The sequence below is a fragment of the Psychrobacter sp. CX21 genome, assembly GCF_057396255.1.
On sequence record NZ_JBXYJG010000002.1, the window covers coordinates 272,810 to 290,063 of the forward strand.

A 17,254-nucleotide genomic window follows, 5' to 3' on the forward strand; every position below is an offset into this window, starting at 1 on the left:
AAATTATCAAGCTTAAAACTTTTAATTTTATTTACAACGTATAAAACTTATAAATTAATGCAAGTTGTTAAAGCATTTTATACAGCCCCGAGCCTTATAAAAATAAAACTTTAAAAACGTTTTATATGCATAAAAAATACCCTAACGTAGGTTAGGGTATTTTAAAATAAAAATTAATAAATTTGATAAACTATCTTAGAACTGGTTCATGGTGTTCTTTTCGCCGCCAGCTTTAAGCGCGTTATCACCAGAGAAGATCTCTTTATGATCATCACCTAGGTCAGAACCCGCCATTGCTTGGTGCTTAACGCAAGAGATACCTTCACGGATTTCTTTACGTTGTACGCCTGCAGCATAAGCAAGCATACCTTTTTCACCGAAGTAACCTTGAGCTAACTCATGTACACTTAGTGCAGTGGTGTGATAAGTTGGTAGCGTGATTAAGTGATGGAATACACCCGCTTCACGAGATGCGTCTTTCTGGAAGTTCTTCGCAGCTTCATCGGCAGCAGCATCTAACTCAGTACCGTCGTAGTCGCTACTCATTAAGTTGTTCTTATCGTATGCTGATATGTCTTTACCTTCTTCTTCCCACTGAGCGATAACTTGCTTACGGAAGTTAAGTGTCCAGTTGAACGATGGGCTGTTGTTATATACCAGCTTCGCTTTAGGCTGCTCTTCTTTAATACGATCAACCATCATTTTGATGTGTTCAACGTTTGGCGTCGGAGTTTCGATCCAAAGTAGATCAGCACCGTTTTCAAGTGCAGTAACACAGTCTAGAACAACGCGGTCAATGTTAGTACCTTCACGGAACTGATATAAACCGTTAGGCATACGTACTGGACGAACTAATTTACCGTCACGTTTGATAAGTACGTCATTTTCATTAACGTCAGCGATATCAACTTCTTCAGCTTCGATGAAGTCAATGTACTTAGATGCTAAATCACCAGGCTTTTCAGATACTGGAATTTTTTGAGTTAAAGATGCGCCTTCAGAGTCAGTACGGGCAACGATAACACCTTGGTCAACACCTAGCTCTAAGAAAGCATAGCGAATAGCGTTTAATTTTGCGATGAAATCTTCATGTGGTACGGTTACTTTACCAGCTTGGTGACCACACTGCTTAGCATCAGATACTTGGTTTTCTACTTGGATAGCACAAGCGCCTGCTTCGATCATTGCTTTAGTAAGTAAGTAAGTCGCTTCTTCGTTACCAAAACCTGCATCGATATCAGCAATAATTGGCACAACGTGTGAATCAAAGTTATCAATTTTAGCGATGATTTTAGACGTGTCTTGACCGGCTTCTTTAGCAGCGTCTAACTCACGGAAGTAATCATTTAACACTTTAGCATCAGCTTGACGTAAGAAAGTGTAGATCTCTTCGATAAGGTTAGGTACTGTCGTTTTTTCATGCATTGATTGATCAGGTAATGGACCAAGCTCAGAACGTAGAGCAGCTACCATCCATCCTGAAAGATAGATGTATGTTTTAGACGTGGTACCGAAGTACTTTTTCTTGGCATACATTGTTTGTTGTGCAATAAAACCGTGCCATGCCCCTAAAGACTGAGTGTACTTAGAGGTGTCTTCGTCATACTCTGCCATGTCTTGACGCATGATACCAGCTGTGTATTTAGCGATATCAAGACCCGTTTTGAAACGGTTTTGCATTTTCATGCGAGCGGCATCTTCGGCACTGATATTATCCATGTTGCCGACTTTTTCTTTAACAGCGCGGATATGTTCAATAGCTGATTGGTAATTTGACATTAATTGTCTCCAGGTTTGAGGATGATTTATTTAAAAAATTTGCTCATGTTTATATATGATAAATTTCTTAATTTTACTGCATAGACAAGGTAGTACATAACTTTCCTTGGTATTTTGATAATTTTTTAAACTAATACTTATCTAAAAACGAATACTTATTCAATTTGAACTCAATCATTAACTTTCCAATTAAACTAATATGATTTAAACCAATTTAATCTTAATATAGATGTTATGACATATAAACTGTGAATTCAAAATAAAAAAACAAAGTAAAACATTACATTAAACTTAATTTGTTTTAAAACTTAACCGTATTTATTTTTCTGTAAAGCACTATAACTAGAATCGTAGAATTTATCTAGTTTATGAGGCTTATCTTGGGTATTTATTTAATTTATAGTATAATTATTACAATGCTTTGACGCGTGAAATTTGGCCTTTTGAAGTATACAGACGCACATTATTTAATTAAGATAAGTTGATTTATATCGCCACAATATAGTCTATTAAAGAATTTTTTATTGAACTATATATCTTAGCTAGGGTCTGTTGAACATTCAAATATTAGGACTGCTGATAGCTAAAATTGTTCCAAACTAGGCATAAACCGACGATAATGTCTAGACCTTAGCTAGGTTTATAACAACGTTTGGGGCAATTTTAGCATCAGCCCTACGGGGCGGGTCTATTTTTTGTCAATATATTGTGAAATTTTCTAACTTAGAATAACTAAGTGTCTAAAATTTCCCTGCATATTGCCTAAAAAATAACCGCCGCCAGTTCCATATTTGAATGTTCAACAGACCCTAAGGTTTTAAATTATTTTTCCTATGTATATTAATGGCATAAAAAACTCTTATTAAATAACCCTATTCGGAGCTAATTCGCTGTCACGTAAATCTACTTTAAATATGAGCTCGCTTTAAATGCTAGTCCAATTTAAATACCATAAATTTTAAATACCAACTTAATACAAATTATAGCTAAATATATTTATCATTTTATATCTAATACTTCACTTTTAATACTTCAATTTTAAAACTTCACTTTTAATACTTCACTTTAAATATAGGGTATCGAGAAACTTATGAACTTACAACGCGTTGATTTAAATTTGTTAGTCAACTTAGATGTCCTTTTACGTGAAAAAAATGTCACCCGCGCAGCAGAACAATTAGGCATTACCCAGCCTGCAATGAGTAACATATTAAGGCGCTTACGTAAGTTATTCAATGACCCTTTATTAGTACGTTCTTCAGAAGGTATGACACCAACTGAAAGAGCTTTAGAGCTACAGCCTCGTGTACGTGAAATACTAGCAGAGCTAACTCAACTTTTAGAGCCACGCACTGAGTTTAGACCCTATAGTACCTCTCGTGTATTTAGAATTATGACCTCGGATTATGCCGAAGCCACACTGGTTCCAAGATTAGTTAAAGCATTACGTTCAGAAGCGCCTAATGTCATTTTAGATTTTTTGACGCCATCTGATGTTTCTTATAGAGATATGGAGCAGGGTAGAGTTGATTTAGCTATTAACAGATTTAATGAGATTCCACAAAGCTTTCACCAAGTTTTAGTATGGCGAGACACGTTTAGTTGCCTTTTAGCAGCAGAAAGCCCCTACGCCAACCGCTTTAATCTAAAAAATTATTTAAAAGCTCAGCATGTCTGGGTATCAAAAACAGGTATGGGGGTAGGGTTTGGCGTGAATCCTGATAAGTCAGGAGGTTTAGGTTCTATCGATCAAGCATTGCAACGCTTAGGTCAAAAACGTCAAATTAGTGTCTTTACTCGTCATTATCAAATGCCTGCTATGCTTGCCGCTAATAAAGATTTGATAGCAACATTACCGACACGAGTTGCAAAAATGCAAGCAACAAATGACAGTATCGTATTAAAAGAGCCGCCATTTTTTATTCCAGAATTTGAATTAACTATGGCGTGGTCTCCCTTATTACAACATCACCCAGCCCATAGGTGGCTACGTCAACTAATTATGCACGTTGCGCGTCAAGTTGTTGCTGATGAAGAAGCTGATAAAAATGAAACCCAAGTAATTAGTCATTTATTCTAATAAAAACAATTACTTAGTTAATAAATAAGTTAAACACTTATTGCACAGTTAATTACATCCTAACAAAGGTTTATAAGTCTCTGCCTGTTATTCTAATAGTCAAATAATTATTAGAACCTATAGAACCGTACATTTTTACATATCTGTATAGCTAACTACAGACCTAATAGCAATGCTGTTTTATGTACTTTTTAGTGAATCTGCTTCTTTAGGTATCTAGGTTTTTAAATAGTAAAAATAGCTAAATAGCTAATTTTAAATTAAAAAAACGGTTAATAAGACACCCAAAAAAAATAGATAATAATATATAAGGATGAATTATGTCAGATATTACAACAATAAACCCTACTAATGGTGAAGAAATTAAATCGTACTCATATATGAGCGCCGATGAAGTTGATCGTATCATCAATAAATCTCACGAAGCATTCCTTGAGTGGAGAGAGAAATCAGCAGATGAACGCGCTAAGGTCATCAACTCTATTGGTGATAAACTTATGGAGTATAAAGAAGAGCTAGCTAAATTAATGACCGAAGAGCGTGGTAAGACTTACGAGCATAGCTTGCAAGAAATCGACCTTTGTAAAAGTATTTGTGATTTCACTGCTAACAAAGGGGTAGAAGCTTTAGCAGATGAAGAACGTGATCTTGAAGGACTAAAAAAAGGTATCGTAACTTATCAGCCTATCGGTATCATTTATGGCATTCAGCCTTGGAACTATCCGGCTTATCAAGTTATTCGTTTTACGATTGCTAACCTTATGGCGGGTAACAGTATCTTATTAAAGCATGCTTCAAACGTAACGGGTTCAGGGTTATTGATTGAAAAAATTCTTCATGAATCTGATCTACCTAATGATTTATTCCGTACTTTAATAATAAGCCATGATCAATCTGAACAAGTGATCGAAAATGATAAAATACGTGGTGTCACTCTAACGGGTAGCGATAAGGCTGGTGCAGTGGTAGCACAGCAAGCTGCTAAAGTTCTTAAGAAAACCGTTATGGAATTAGGCTCTAACGATGCTTTCATCGTACTTGATGATGCTGATCTTGAATTAGCTGCAACAACTTGTGCTCATGCTAGACTATATAATAATGGTGAAACCTGTGTTGCGGCTAAGCGTTTCATCGTTGTAGATTCTGTTTATGATGAGTTCCGTGAGCTTCTTATTGAGAAGTTTAAAGGTTATACCGTTGGCGACCCAATGAAAAAAACTACTGATGTGGGTCCTATGTCTAGTACCAAGCAGCGCGAGACTTTACAGGAACAAATTCAAGAAAGTATTGATAAAGGCGCTACAATTGCCTATCAAAGTGAGTTAGATGAGAGTTTATCTAAAGATGGTGCTTTTCAATCTATTGTTCTTTTAGAAAATATTTCTGAAGATCAGCCTGCTTATAAAGATGAATTATTTGGCCCAGCAGCAGCATTGATACGTGCTAAAGATGAAGACGATGCTTTCCGTATTGCTAACGATAGCCGTTATGGATTAGGCGGTGGTGTCTTCTCTAAAGATGAAGATAATGCTATCCGCTTAGTGAGTAAATACTTTGACACTGGTATGGTTTATATCAATGGCTACAGCTTGGTTCATCCGGGTCTTCCATTTGGCGGTGTTAAAAATTCAGGTTATGGCCGTGAACATGGCGGCTTTGGTATTAAAGAATTTGTAAATATCAAAGCATTGCACGTGGTAGGTCAAGCACCTGCATAAAAGCTTAAGTTTATATTAACCTCAAAGCTTGTAAGCGTATAAATTTAATCAAAGTCCTTGGCTTTAAAGCTAAGGACTTTTTTATTGGCTACTTTTTGAGGACTGTCTAGCAAAATATGGCTATAATCAAGAATATCAAAAAAAACAGTCTTATTTTGTTAGAATCTTATCATTGAAGCGTTGGCATTAGCCCCCGTTAAGCATCATTGAGTCCTTAATAATGATAATTTCACCTAAAAAACCACCAACAAATAGAAAAATCATCAGTCTTATTAAGAGTCATGTTCTGGTAATACTAATTCTTGCCCTATGGCAACTTTTTGTGTGGATGGAGGTGATTCCTGATTATTTATTACCTTCACCAGTTCAAATAGTAGAAGCTTTTATAGAAGATTTTGGTTTATTAATGCAGCATGCTAAATACACTTTAGTCACTGCATTTATTGGTACAGCGATAGGTCTATTGATTAGTTTTGTGCTGTCCATTTTGATGGATTTATCAAAAACTGTAAAAGAGCTTATATATCCTGTTATATTACTAAACCAAACCATTCCAACTATTGCTATTGCGCCTTTACTTATTATTTGGCTGGGGTATGGGATCACGCCAAAAGTTGTTTTGGTTGTATTGGCTGTATTCTTTCCTATTACTATTGCTCTAGTGGATGGGTATCAATCGGTCAGTAAAGAGCATTTGAATTTATTTAAATCAATGAGAGCATCTAAATATCAGCTATATCGTCATTTAAAAATACCTTCAGCAATGGGGTCATTCTTTACAGGACTTAAAGTGGCGCTTTCATATGCGTTGATATCTGCAGTCATTGCTGAATGGCTTGGCGGTTATTATGGTTTGGGTGTTTATATGACCAGAGTTCGTAAATCATATGATCTAGATAGCATGTTTGCGGTTATCTTCTTGATTAGCTTTCTTACTATCTTATTGATTGGTCTAGTGAAGTGGATAGAAAAAAGAGTGCTTAAACATAATTATTTATAAATAATATAGGGCGTGTGGAACATTCAAATGTTGAACTATCAGCAGTCCTAATATTTGAATACTTCATCACGCCCTAACAAGGATTAATTATTTTGATTTTAAATATGCGTAGTTTCGATAGCTTTAAAAATAATCAAATAGTACTGTCAGCTTGGATAGCCCTTATAGGCTTGATTGCAATAACCCTAATGGCATGCCAGCCTAATAATGAATCAAGTGACAGTACGGAAGTAGCGGGTGACAAGCTCACGGAAGTTATTATATCGCTAGATTGGGTACCTAATACCAATCACACAGGCTTGTATGTTGCACAAGAAAAAGGCTATTTTAAAGATCAAGGACTAGACGTAAAGATTGTTCAGCCAAGTGAAGACAGTGCGTCTACTTTGGTAGCCAATAATAGAGCCGACTTTGGTATCTATTTTCAGCCTAATATGACCAGTAGATTGGCCAAAGGCATGCCCATAACTGCGGTCGCTGCAATATTACAACATAACCCAGCAGGTCTTTTAAGTTTAAAATCTTTGGGTGCAAAGTCGCCTAAAGATCTTAATGGTAAACGTTATTCTACTTGGGAAGATCCTATCGATGACGCTACCGTGGCTCATATTGTGGGCGATGATTTGGTTAAAATACCAGGGGAGGCGACCGATGCAACGGTCGCTTTACGTATGAATCAGTTTGATTACATTTTAGCTTACTACGGCTGGGATGGAATACATGCACAGCTGCAAGATGTCGATACCAATTTTTTCTTTCTAAAAGACTATGAGCCCATATTCGATTACTATGCACCTGTAATTATAACTAATAATAAGCTATTAGAAACCAAGCCAGAAATGGTTAAGAAAGCCTTGGTTGCTATGAAAAAAGGCTATATCTATGCGGCTAATAATCCAGAAGAGAGTGCTGATATTTTGATTAAACATGCACCTGAGACTAATAAAGAGCTTGCGCTAGCCAGTCAAAAATATATTTCAACTCAATATTTAGATGAAAATGATGAGTGGGGTAAATTTGATTATGATCGTTGGGATAGATTCTATGAGTGGGTCTACGAAAATGGATTACTTGAACAGCCTTTACCACCTCAAGCAGGTGTGACTAATGATTATTTATAGGCGCTCAAACCCAACTTATTTTATAAGTAATGGATTTCATCATGGTCATCATGTTCATTATGGGCCATGTTGAGGATTAAAATGGTAATGGATAAGCTTTTGGTACTAAAAGACATCACCCATGCTTTTGATCAAATACCGATATTTGAAAATTTAAATATGTCGGTTGTTGAGAATGATGTGGTAAGTATCGTTGGGGCAAGTGGCGTCGGTAAAACGACTTTATTTAATATCGCCGCGGGTCTACTTATTCCTACTTCCGGCAGAGTGGTTATTAACGGAGTTGAAACGACTGGGCAGGCGGGTACGGTGGGCTATATGCTGCAAAGAGATTTGCTGCTGCCATTCAAAACCGTGTTTGATAACATCGCTTTACCGTTAACCATTAAGGGCTACAGTAAGTCTAAGATTGCTGAGATAGTCAATCCACAATTGGCTCATTTTGGGTTAGAAGGATTACAACACAACTTCCCACAAATGCTATCCGGGGGGCAACGACAGCGAGCGGCGTTACTTAGAACTTACTTGAGTGACAATCCTATAATGTTACTTGATGAACCTTTTTCAGCATTGGATTTTGTAACTAAGGACGAGATGTATCAGTGGTTTAGTAAACTGCAAAAAAATTTGGGCTTAACCTGTTTAATTATCACCCATGATATTGATGAAGCTATTTATTTATCTGATCATCTTTATGTGTTAAAAGGTAGCCCCGCTCATTTTACAGAGCAATTTGAAATTCCAAAACAAGAAGGATTTTTGGACAGCCAAGCGTATCTACAACTTAAAAAACAAATACTTAACGCAATTCAGGATTAATTTGGCTTCGATCTAAACCGTGATCTAATAAAAAATTAATCCAAAAAGCCTTTAACTTGAAAAGCCCAATTTTAGCTTGGGCTTTACTTAAATAAAAAGTTTAATTAAAGAGTGTTTAGTCCATCCAAAGTTGATAAGGAATGCTAGGCAGGTATATTTCTGAGTCTTTAGAAGGTAGGGATTTAACGTCTAATACTCCTTTAGAAATCAATAAAATGGTCCAAGGCAGTATTTTATGCTCTAACTTTTGTACTCTATTTTGTAGTTCATCAGCACTTTTTGATTTGTCTACAGCTAACAAAGCTTGCGTCAGTACTTGACCCGCATCAAGTTCTGCCGTGACCACATGCACACTACACCCATGATGCTTATCACCAGATTGTAAGACGCGTTGATGAGTATTAAGGCCTTTGTATTTAGGTAATAAGGATGGATGTAGATTGATCATTGGAGCAGGGGCACCATCAATAAAGCCACCACTCAATACACGCATAAACCCAGCAAGCACGATCAAGTCCGGTTGCCATTCGTTAAGTTGACTGCTGGCATGATGCTCAAAAGTTTTGATACCCATGCGCTTACCGGCATTCTCACCTGCAGTAATATGCGAAAGTACAGTGACGGGTATCCCAGCATGCTCGGCACGGGTAATCGCATAGGCATCTTTGTTATTACTGATAACACCCACAATCTGAATCGGCAAACTGCCCGAATTCATAGCATCAATAAGAACCTGAAGATTGCTACCACTACCAGAGACAAGCACTGCAATCTTAAGTGGGGTATTTGAAGTGAAAGTTGATTGATTAGTAGCCATATTATGCGTAAACCACCGCGTTTGTGTCACGAGCAATGATTTCACCAAACTTAAAGGCATTCTCACCAGCGTCATTATTTAATATGCTAATCGCTTGATCGGCGACATCAGCAGCCACAGCAATCACAAACCCGACACCACAGTTAAAGGTACGGTACATTTCTGACTGCTCAATATTACCATGCTTTTGTAGCCACTCAAATAACTCAGGCATCTCCCAGCTTGAGGTATCAATCTTAGCAGCTAAATGTTCTGGTAATACACGAGGTAAGTTTTCAGTGAAACCGCCCCCTGTTATGTGAGACATCGCGTGCAATTTGCCGTTACCCAGCTTATTTTGTAGGGTTTGAATAGATTTAACATAAATCTTAGTAGGTGCCATTAAAGCATCTGCAATAGGCTGACCATCAAGGGTCTCGTCAGAGTTAGCAATATCTACGCCACTTACTTCAATGACTTTACGGATTAACGAATATCCGTTTGAATGCGCACCGCTAGAAGGGATAGCTATCAATACGTCACCTTGAGCGACATTTTCACCAGTAATGACTTCGCTTTCTTCTACCACGCCCACACAAAAACCAGCTAAGTCATAGTCTTCTTTTTGATACATGCCTGGCATTTCAGCGGTTTCGCCACCAATTAATGCACAGTTTGACTGCTTACAGCCTTCGCCAATCCCAGTTACCACATCTGCCGCGGTATCGACATCTAACTTGCCAGTAGCGTAGTAATCTAAGAAAAATAGGGGCTCTGCACCACAAACCAATAAATCATTAACACACATGGCCACCAAATCAATACCTATGGTGTCGTGACGATTGAGTTGTAATGCTAATTTAAGCTTTGTTCCGACACCATCAGTACCAGATACCAGTAGCGGAGACTTATAGCCTGTTGGAATTCGGCATAATGCTCCAAAACCACCTAGTCCACCGACGACTTCTGGCCGCGTGGTTGATTTGGCAACAGATTTAATGCGCTGTACAAGGGCGTCACCTGCATCAATATCGACACCAGCATCTTTATAGCTTAATGACGTAGAATTATCACGGGTTGATGGGGTAGCGGATTCATTTGAATTCGGATGGCTCATGGTTTGGATAGACCTTAATAAGCGAATGTAAATTTATTGGGTTAATATATGAATGGTGTCATTATATTGAGATGATATTAAACTCTTGAATAACTTATTAATTTATTTAATATATTTTAAGTTACGAAATATTTTATAAAATAATAGATATCTGATGCATTATACGCAAAAACCTATTCCACTCAAAATATAAATAGGTCATATTGAATAATACAACAAAAAATGACTAAATTATTCTTATTGATAAACTGATTTACTCGTATGATGTAACTATTTATATGATGTAACTATTTAATTGATATATATTATTTAAAATTTTATTAAATATTTGAGTAAAGTTATTTCGATTTGATAATTATTTTATAATTAAGCATTAATATAGCGCTTAAAAAACTGTTTTTAAGTCAAATATTTAAATTAGTTTAAATGCTTTTTAAGCTTGATTGGCTTTAGAGTTTACTTACCTATCAGGTTTAATTAATTTATGTTAGTTCATAGAATCTAAAGAGACGTATATATGCAGACTGCTTACATAGACCCTTTTTTTAAACGAATCGCTACCATTGTCGCCATAGCAGTTATTTTATATATATTGTATCTATTAATACCGGTTTTAATTCCTTTTGCGAGTGCCTTCATACTTGCATATTTAATCAACCCAATTGTTGCTCGAATGGCACGTTATGTGCCACGCTGGCTCGCCATAATCGTGGTATATACTGCGATCATTATTGGTCTAGGTATATTGCTTTGGTGGTTGTTTCCTACCATATGGCAACAGATACAAGCAGGCCTTGAATATTTGCCACAGTTAGTAGAATGGTATAACGAAGATGTTCGGGTTTGGGTTAATGAGAATAGCCAGTTCGATTTAATGCCACTAGAATCCCATATCGTTTCAAATACGTTCATCGAATACTTAAATGAAAATTATAACGTTGAAGATGCTCAATCCTTTGTGCAGCAAATATTAAGCTCTGGAATGAGGTTTATTAATAATGCTGGGTTGGTGGTGTTAGTGCCTATTTTGACATTCTACTTTTTATTTAATTGGAATGAGCGATTAGAAACATGGAAAAAAGCATTGCCATATTCTAGCCGAGATAAAATAATTGAAATTGCAAGAGATTCAGATGAAGCTCTTTTAGCCTTTGTTAAAGGCCAGCTTTTAGTCATGATTCTGTTAGGTGCGGTATACGCGATTCAATTAGAATTAATTGGATTGGAGCTTGGGTTAATTATTGGTATGATTGCAGGCATAGCTAGCTTTGTACCTTATTTAGGTTTCGGAATAGGCTTTATTGCCGCTATTATTGCAGGCTTATTCCAGTTTGGTATGGATTGGTTTTATATAAGTTTAATTATAGGTGCTTTTTTAGTCGGTCAAGCGGTGGAAGGTTATGTCCTTCAGCCTTTATTACTTGGCGACAAGATAGGGTTGTCACCATTATTGGTTATATTTGCGGTCTTAGCGGGTGCAAGTTTAATGGGATTTGTAGGAATGCTCATTGCGCTACCTGTTTCCGCTGTGCTCAATGTTCTATTTCAGCATGCATATAATGCCTACTTAGGGAGTGATTGGCATAAAGGAAATAAGCAATATAAATTATTTAAGTAGTTTAATTTTTTCACAAAATCTAAAAGCGTTGTCTTACTGAGGACAAAACGTTTATAAAACCCATCAACATATGAATAAGTTTAAATTTGTGTTATAAATAAGCGCTATATAAAGAAGTATATAGAGAAATATCGAGCCGAGATACTAGCCTGATGAATAATCAACTAAGTTTAAATTTAGAAATCAAAAAAGATGCTAGCCTAAGTGATTTTTCGGGTCCAGGCTGGTCGACTTTAATAGATGCTGTACGTCAAATTCACGTTGGTCTGATTGGTCAGATGTATATTTACGGGAGTACATCAACAGGAAAAACACACTTACTATCTGCGATAAGCGAGTCTTATATGGAGATGGGTAAAACTGCAATTTGCTTATCTCTTAAAGAATTGGTTCATACAGATGTAGGTGTTCTAGCCTCATTAGAAAGCTTTGATTTGGTTGCGATAGATGACTTGGAAGCAATCAAAAACAGTCGAGCGTGGCAAGAAGCTATCTTTCATTTGATTAACCGTAGCCGTGAGGGTCAAGGTCAATTAGTCTTTGCTGCTAAAACCCCTGCCAGTGAACTCCCTTTTGATTTGCCTGATTTGTTAACAAGGCTTATTCAATCGCCTGCATTTAGAGTCCCTGAGGGTCATGATATAGCCGATAGAAAAGCAATGCTTGAATCCGTTATGCGTAGACGAGGCTGGCAATTTGATTCAAAAATTATCGATCATCTTCTTAAGGAAGGGCCACATCGTATCGGCGGCATGCTCGATATTCTAAAGGTCATTCAACCCTTGTTTTCTAATTTAAATCGAGCTCATGTCTCAAAAGCGGTTATAAATGAAGCCATTTTAATGATTGATGAGCATACATTATTAGCTGAGCTTGAAGATATACATCAAGAAGCGCAAGAAGATTTTATATCTAAATCTGAGGAAAATGGTCCTTACCGAGATAATATGAGTTTTAATTTTTAAAACTAAAGACATGCTCTAATCATAAAAGCGATTTTATTTAAATGACAAGGTTTCAATATGAATGAAATAAAAATAACATCATCGTTTAAACAGTTGGCTGTCGTAGCAAGTTTGGGATTAGTCAGTTTGTCCTCAGCTTACGCCGAAGTAAAGCTTTTGGTGGATGAAAATATCAAAGTGACCGCTATTAATGGAAAAGAGGTAAATAAAAGCCTATTTAAACCTTTAGTACGTGAGTTTACCCTTGAACCAGGTACGCATGCCATCACTGCTAAATACGACAGATTGTATGATTTACGGGGTGATGATCATGACTATTTAAGATCTTCAAATATTACCGTCGCTGCCAATCTTAATGACAATCAAACGTATACCTTGGCTATGTTGAATCAGCCAGAACGTTATGATGATGCGCGCAAATACGCTAAGAACCCAACCTTAGCCATTACTCAAGGTACAAATATAATTGTTCAAGATACTGCAGCTGCTAAAGAGGGTGGTATATTTTCAAGTTTGTCTAGCGTCTTAGGTATAGGAGATAGTCCGGCTCAAATAGATAATAAAAAAACTATTTCTGCTATTGAACAAACCCCTACAACGACAGTTCAGACTCAGCGCGTCCCAGCAACAAGTATGCCTGCTCCTATTAGTAGTTCGGATAGCAATCGATTAGATAGTACGAGCACAACTTTAGATCAATTTATGCAATTATGGTTACAAGCCACCCCAACGGAACGCGAAAAAATACGTCAATGGGTGCAGAAATAACTGTCAACTTATAAATAGCTATCAATTTTTAAATAGCTATAAATAGATAAACAAATAATTGAACGCTAAAACTGTTTTCAGACTTCGTTATTTTTCATAAAATAATTTAATACTATATTATTTAAAGTATCTTAGGTTATTTAAAACATACAAAGTCATCAAAGTATTCGAATTATTTATGATTTTAATTTAATAACATAGTAAGCGTAAAAGTTGATAAATTATTTAAGTTTTTTTAATAATTTACAATAAACTTTTCTACAAGTTCGATTCAGCAACACCGATTCAGCAATACCGATTAATCATTAACTCAACACCAAGAACAATTAACTAAAAATTTAAGGAATTAAATATGGCTCATTTACGTTTAGGTGATTCTGCTCCAAATTTCGATGCTCCGACTACGGAAGGTGATATTAATTTCTACGATTGGGCGGGCGACAACTGGGTCGTACTTTTTTCACATCCAGCTGATTTTACCCCAGTTTGTACCACAGAATTAGGTCGTGCTGCCGCTTTAAATGGTGAGTTTCAAAAACGCGGTGTTAAACCAATCTGTATTTCTGTAGATAATGTAGAAGATCATAAAGCATGGGCTTGTGATATCGGCGAAACTCAAGGTACAGATTTGAATTTCCCCATTATTGGTGATGAAAACAAAAAGGTAGCTGAACTTTACGATATGATTCATCCTAACGCGGCTACCACTCATACTGTGCGTAGTGTTTATATCATTGATCCTGATAAAAAAGTACGTTTAGTTCTAACTTACCCTGCCAGTGTTGGTCGTAACTTTGATGAAATCTTGCGTGCAATTGATGCCCTGCAATTGACAGATGAATACAACGTTGCTACTCCTGTAGATTGGAAAGATGGCGAAGATGTCATCATTCCACCGAGCATTAAAACCGAAGATATTTCTGAAAAAGACTATCCAAAAGGCTTTACTGAAATTAAACCTTATTTACGCACCACACCGCAGCCAAATAAATAAGAAAATCATCTTTTAATTATTTATAGCGACTGATTTATTTGGTAGTTTAAAAATTTTTAAATCATCGATTTAAATCATTTTAAATAAGTAAAGCTCTCACAATACAAATTGTGGGAGCTTTTTATTTAAATCCTGTTTTTCTTATAACTTTTTAAACATATTATTAGTTAACTAACCTAATAAATAATTTAATCGCTATATTAAATTGTTTGATATGATAAATTATTAGATAAGTTTAGCGGTTTAAATAACAGATATTACTCGACAGTTAATTGAAATAGCCTATATATAATGGAGTCTGAGATGAAAAAACTATATTTAGAACGTAAAGCACCCAACCCTCGTAAAGTAGTGGTTTTGATGCAAGCTAAAGGAATTGATATCGATAATATTGATGACTTAGAAGTTATTGACGTTGATATGGCTACTGGTGAAAATCTAACCGAAGAGTTTGCTAATATCAATCCCCTAAAGTTACTTCCAGTATTGGTACTAGGTGATGGTACGATTATTAATGATTCTCAAGCTGTATGTGAATATATGGACAGAGTGTACGGCGAGCATTCTTATATGGGTAATGATGTCGTTCAAAGAGCGCAAGTGTGCGCACTACGCCGCACCGCAGAATTTGAGGTTTTATATAATTTTATGTTGGCGTTTCAGCACAGTCACCCATCTAAGGCCAATCGCGTTGATCAAGTACCTGAATTTGCGCCTAAATTTATAGAAAGAGCACTTAAAGCATTACCATATTTTGAAAAAATTCTAAAAGATAACGAGTTTTTAATAGGCGGGCAGCTCAGTTATGCGGACATCGTTCTCTATATCGCTTTAGATTTCGGACGACTGCTAAAAGTAGATCCAACTGCCCATGGCAAAGGATTGGCGGTATTTTATAGCCGAATGAATGATCAATTTGGGTTTTAAGTTATTGAATATTTCAATTAGGGTTAAGGGATGAAATTTAGTATTTATACCATGATAGTTACGGCAAGTTTAACAGGGCTGTTAGGCTGTCAAAATCAACAACATAGTGCACATAGCGCGGATATGGATAACTCTAATAATAGTCAACAAGCTGAAACTAAGAACAATATAATCTACCCTGACTTAAACAGTTATAATTGGCAATTAGTAAGCGCCAATTATAATGACAATTATGCTATTAATACTCTTAATGAAATTGCAGATAAAGTAACCCTTGATTTTAATGATGAGAATGACAAAAATTGGTTTGGATCTAGCGTAGATACCATCTTAAAAAATAAATATCAAGCAGAAATAAATTCAACTTTTGCCTGATAAGGAGATTGATGTTTCAATACACCATAGCAGATATGCACAAGCTTACGTATAGCAGCGCAAATCGCCTGCATCTTGCACTTACCATTGGCTAACAGCCTCTCGTACTGTGCCTTAATATCAGGATTCCATTTAGTGGATACCACTGCAGCCATATACAGTTTAGCTCTAATAGCACTTGAACCATTCTTAGCTAAACGTGATTTGCCTTTAAACTGTCCTGACTCAATATGTCTAGGAACAAGACCAATAAAGGCTGCAACCTGTGACGCTTTAGTAAACTGCTTATTGTGCATCAGCGATAGCATCTGTCTTGATGTGGCAGGGCCTACACCTTTGATAGTTTGTAGTAGCTCTTGGTCATGCTTTAACTTAGGATGTTTATCGATATGATCATCAATATCATCGTTAAGCTTTGCAATAGCAACTTCTAAAGCATCAATCATAGTGCCAATGGATTGCTTCACAATAGGCGCAGTATCAGTAGCATATGCTTTTTCTTGACGGTTAAGCTCACGTTGCAAGTCTTGCTGTAGTGCATCTAAACGAGTCAATAATGACTTTAATTGTCTTGCTTCTACTGGTGGCGGTGTCCACTGTTCTGGCTTAGCACTATTAGCATAACGAGCCAGTAAGACGCTATCCTTTTTGTCAGTTTTATTGCGACTACCAAGAGAGTTTGCATAGCTTCTGACATAGGCTGGATTTACGATACTTAGAGCAATACCTTTATCATGTAGAAAATAAGCCACATTCTCATGATAGACACCTGTTGCTTCAAGGGTTACGTGTATATCACTTAAATTATCGCTGACGTTTGTTTTTAGCCAGTTGATAAGATTATCAAAGTCGTCTTTGTTGTTTTTAAATACTTTGGTTTTAACCTTTAGCTTGTCTGCATCTTTAAGCCATGCAACATCAAGCTTTGCTTTACTAACATCGATACCAATATAATGAGTCATCTTGTCATCTTCCCTTGTTCATGCAGTGTCACTCGTATTGAGGCACTTGGATACCATTCAGAGTATTAAGATGATAAAAATGAGCATTGGGCATTATCTACGCTACAGTGTCTAGGCACTAAGGGTGCGCTCATGCTCTCAATGCTCGTGATTAACCGCTTTAGTTTATCAACTCTCGTTGATTGCGTTAAGGGGTCAGTCAAGATACAAGGGTG

15 protein-coding genes are annotated in these 17,254 nt (G+C 36.5%); 11 read left to right on the forward strand and 4 right to left on the reverse strand.

The annotated features are described in order from the left end of the window. Window positions 1–195: 195 nt before the first annotated feature. Window positions 196–1,779 carry an isocitrate lyase gene (locus tag AC2SLP_RS02375; RefSeq protein WP_486535020.1) on the reverse strand — a complete coding sequence of 528 codons (1,584 nt, stop codon included), beginning with the start codon at window positions 1,777–1,779 and terminating at the stop codon, window positions 196–198. Between the two features lie 1,090 nt (window positions 1,780–2,869). On the opposite strand from AC2SLP_RS02375, the gene AC2SLP_RS02380 reads away from it, so the two are divergent. The 5 genes from AC2SLP_RS02380 to AC2SLP_RS02400 all read left to right on the forward strand — a co-directional run bounded on the left by AC2SLP_RS02380 (window position 2,870) and on the right by AC2SLP_RS02400 (window position 8,517). Beyond that, entirely contained in the window at window positions 2,870–3,859 is a 990-nt protein-coding gene (locus tag AC2SLP_RS02380) for a LysR family transcriptional regulator (protein ID WP_486535021.1), read from the forward strand. 320 nt (window positions 3,860–4,179) lie between these two features. After that, entirely contained in the window at window positions 4,180–5,577 is a 1,398-nt protein-coding gene (locus AC2SLP_RS02385) for an NAD-dependent succinate-semialdehyde dehydrogenase (protein ID WP_486535022.1), read from the forward strand. Window positions 5,578–5,797: 220 nt separating this feature from the next. Continuing rightward, complete coding sequence (locus tag AC2SLP_RS02390) at window positions 5,798–6,577, forward strand: ABC transporter permease (protein WP_486535023.1); 780 nt, start codon at window positions 5,798–5,800, stop codon at window positions 6,575–6,577. 188 nt (window positions 6,578–6,765) lie between these two features. Then, window positions 6,766–7,698 (forward strand): ABC transporter substrate-binding protein, encoded by a 933-nt coding sequence (locus AC2SLP_RS02395; protein ID WP_486535052.1) that lies wholly within the window; start codon window positions 6,766–6,768, stop codon window positions 7,696–7,698. 87 nt (window positions 7,699–7,785) lie between these two features. Continuing rightward, window positions 7,786–8,517 carry an ABC transporter ATP-binding protein gene (locus tag AC2SLP_RS02400; protein WP_486535024.1) on the forward strand — a complete coding sequence of 244 codons (732 nt, stop codon included), beginning with the start codon at window positions 7,786–7,788 and terminating at the stop codon, window positions 8,515–8,517. A gap of 115 nt (window positions 8,518–8,632) precedes the next feature. Here the strand turns inward: AC2SLP_RS02400 and purN are convergent, their stop codons facing one another. Both purN and purM read right to left on the reverse strand, forming a co-directional pair. Next, window positions 8,633–9,334, reverse strand: coding sequence for a phosphoribosylglycinamide formyltransferase (gene purN / locus AC2SLP_RS02405; protein ID WP_486535025.1), 702 nt, complete (start codon window positions 9,332–9,334; stop codon window positions 8,633–8,635). Between the two features lies 1 nt (window position 9,335). Then, window positions 9,336–10,430 (reverse strand): phosphoribosylformylglycinamidine cyclo-ligase, encoded by a 1,095-nt coding sequence (purM, locus tag AC2SLP_RS02410; RefSeq protein WP_486535026.1) that lies wholly within the window; start codon window positions 10,428–10,430, stop codon window positions 9,336–9,338. A gap of 517 nt (window positions 10,431–10,947) precedes the next feature. On the opposite strand from purM, the gene AC2SLP_RS02415 reads away from it, so the two are divergent. The 6 genes from AC2SLP_RS02415 to AC2SLP_RS02440 all read left to right on the forward strand — a co-directional run bounded on the left by AC2SLP_RS02415 (window position 10,948) and on the right by AC2SLP_RS02440 (window position 16,077). Next, the gene (locus AC2SLP_RS02415) at window positions 10,948–12,048 is read left to right on the forward strand and encodes an AI-2E family transporter (RefSeq protein ID WP_486535027.1); all 1,101 of its coding nucleotides are present in this window, start codon (window positions 10,948–10,950) and stop codon (window positions 12,046–12,048) included. A 152-nt stretch (window positions 12,049–12,200) separates the two neighbouring features. Further along, entirely contained in the window at window positions 12,201–13,013 is an 813-nt protein-coding gene (hda, locus tag AC2SLP_RS02420; protein WP_486535028.1) for a DnaA regulatory inactivator Hda, read from the forward strand. Between the two features lie 57 nt (window positions 13,014–13,070). Beyond that, window positions 13,071–13,781: a DUF2057 family protein gene (locus tag AC2SLP_RS02425; RefSeq protein WP_486535029.1), complete on the forward strand. Its 711-nt coding sequence runs from the start codon at window positions 13,071–13,073 to the stop codon at window positions 13,779–13,781. A 352-nt stretch (window positions 13,782–14,133) separates the two neighbouring features. Beyond that, complete coding sequence (locus AC2SLP_RS02430) at window positions 14,134–14,775, forward strand: peroxiredoxin (RefSeq protein ID WP_486535030.1); 642 nt, start codon at window positions 14,134–14,136, stop codon at window positions 14,773–14,775. A 303-nt stretch (window positions 14,776–15,078) separates the two neighbouring features. Then, window positions 15,079–15,702 (forward strand): glutathione S-transferase family protein, encoded by a 624-nt coding sequence (locus AC2SLP_RS02435; RefSeq protein ID WP_486535031.1) that lies wholly within the window; start codon window positions 15,079–15,081, stop codon window positions 15,700–15,702. Window positions 15,703–15,732: 30 nt separating this feature from the next. Then, window positions 15,733–16,077: a hypothetical protein gene (locus AC2SLP_RS02440; protein WP_486535032.1), complete on the forward strand. Its 345-nt coding sequence runs from the start codon at window positions 15,733–15,735 to the stop codon at window positions 16,075–16,077. On the opposite strand, the gene AC2SLP_RS02445 is transcribed toward AC2SLP_RS02440, so the two are convergent. Then, window positions 16,047–17,039, reverse strand: a complete 993-nt coding sequence (locus AC2SLP_RS02445; protein ID WP_486535033.1) for an IS110 family RNA-guided transposase — start codon at window positions 17,037–17,039, stop codon at window positions 16,047–16,049. The genes AC2SLP_RS02440 and AC2SLP_RS02445 overlap by 31 nt on opposite strands. Between the last annotated feature and the right edge of the window lie 215 nt (window positions 17,040–17,254).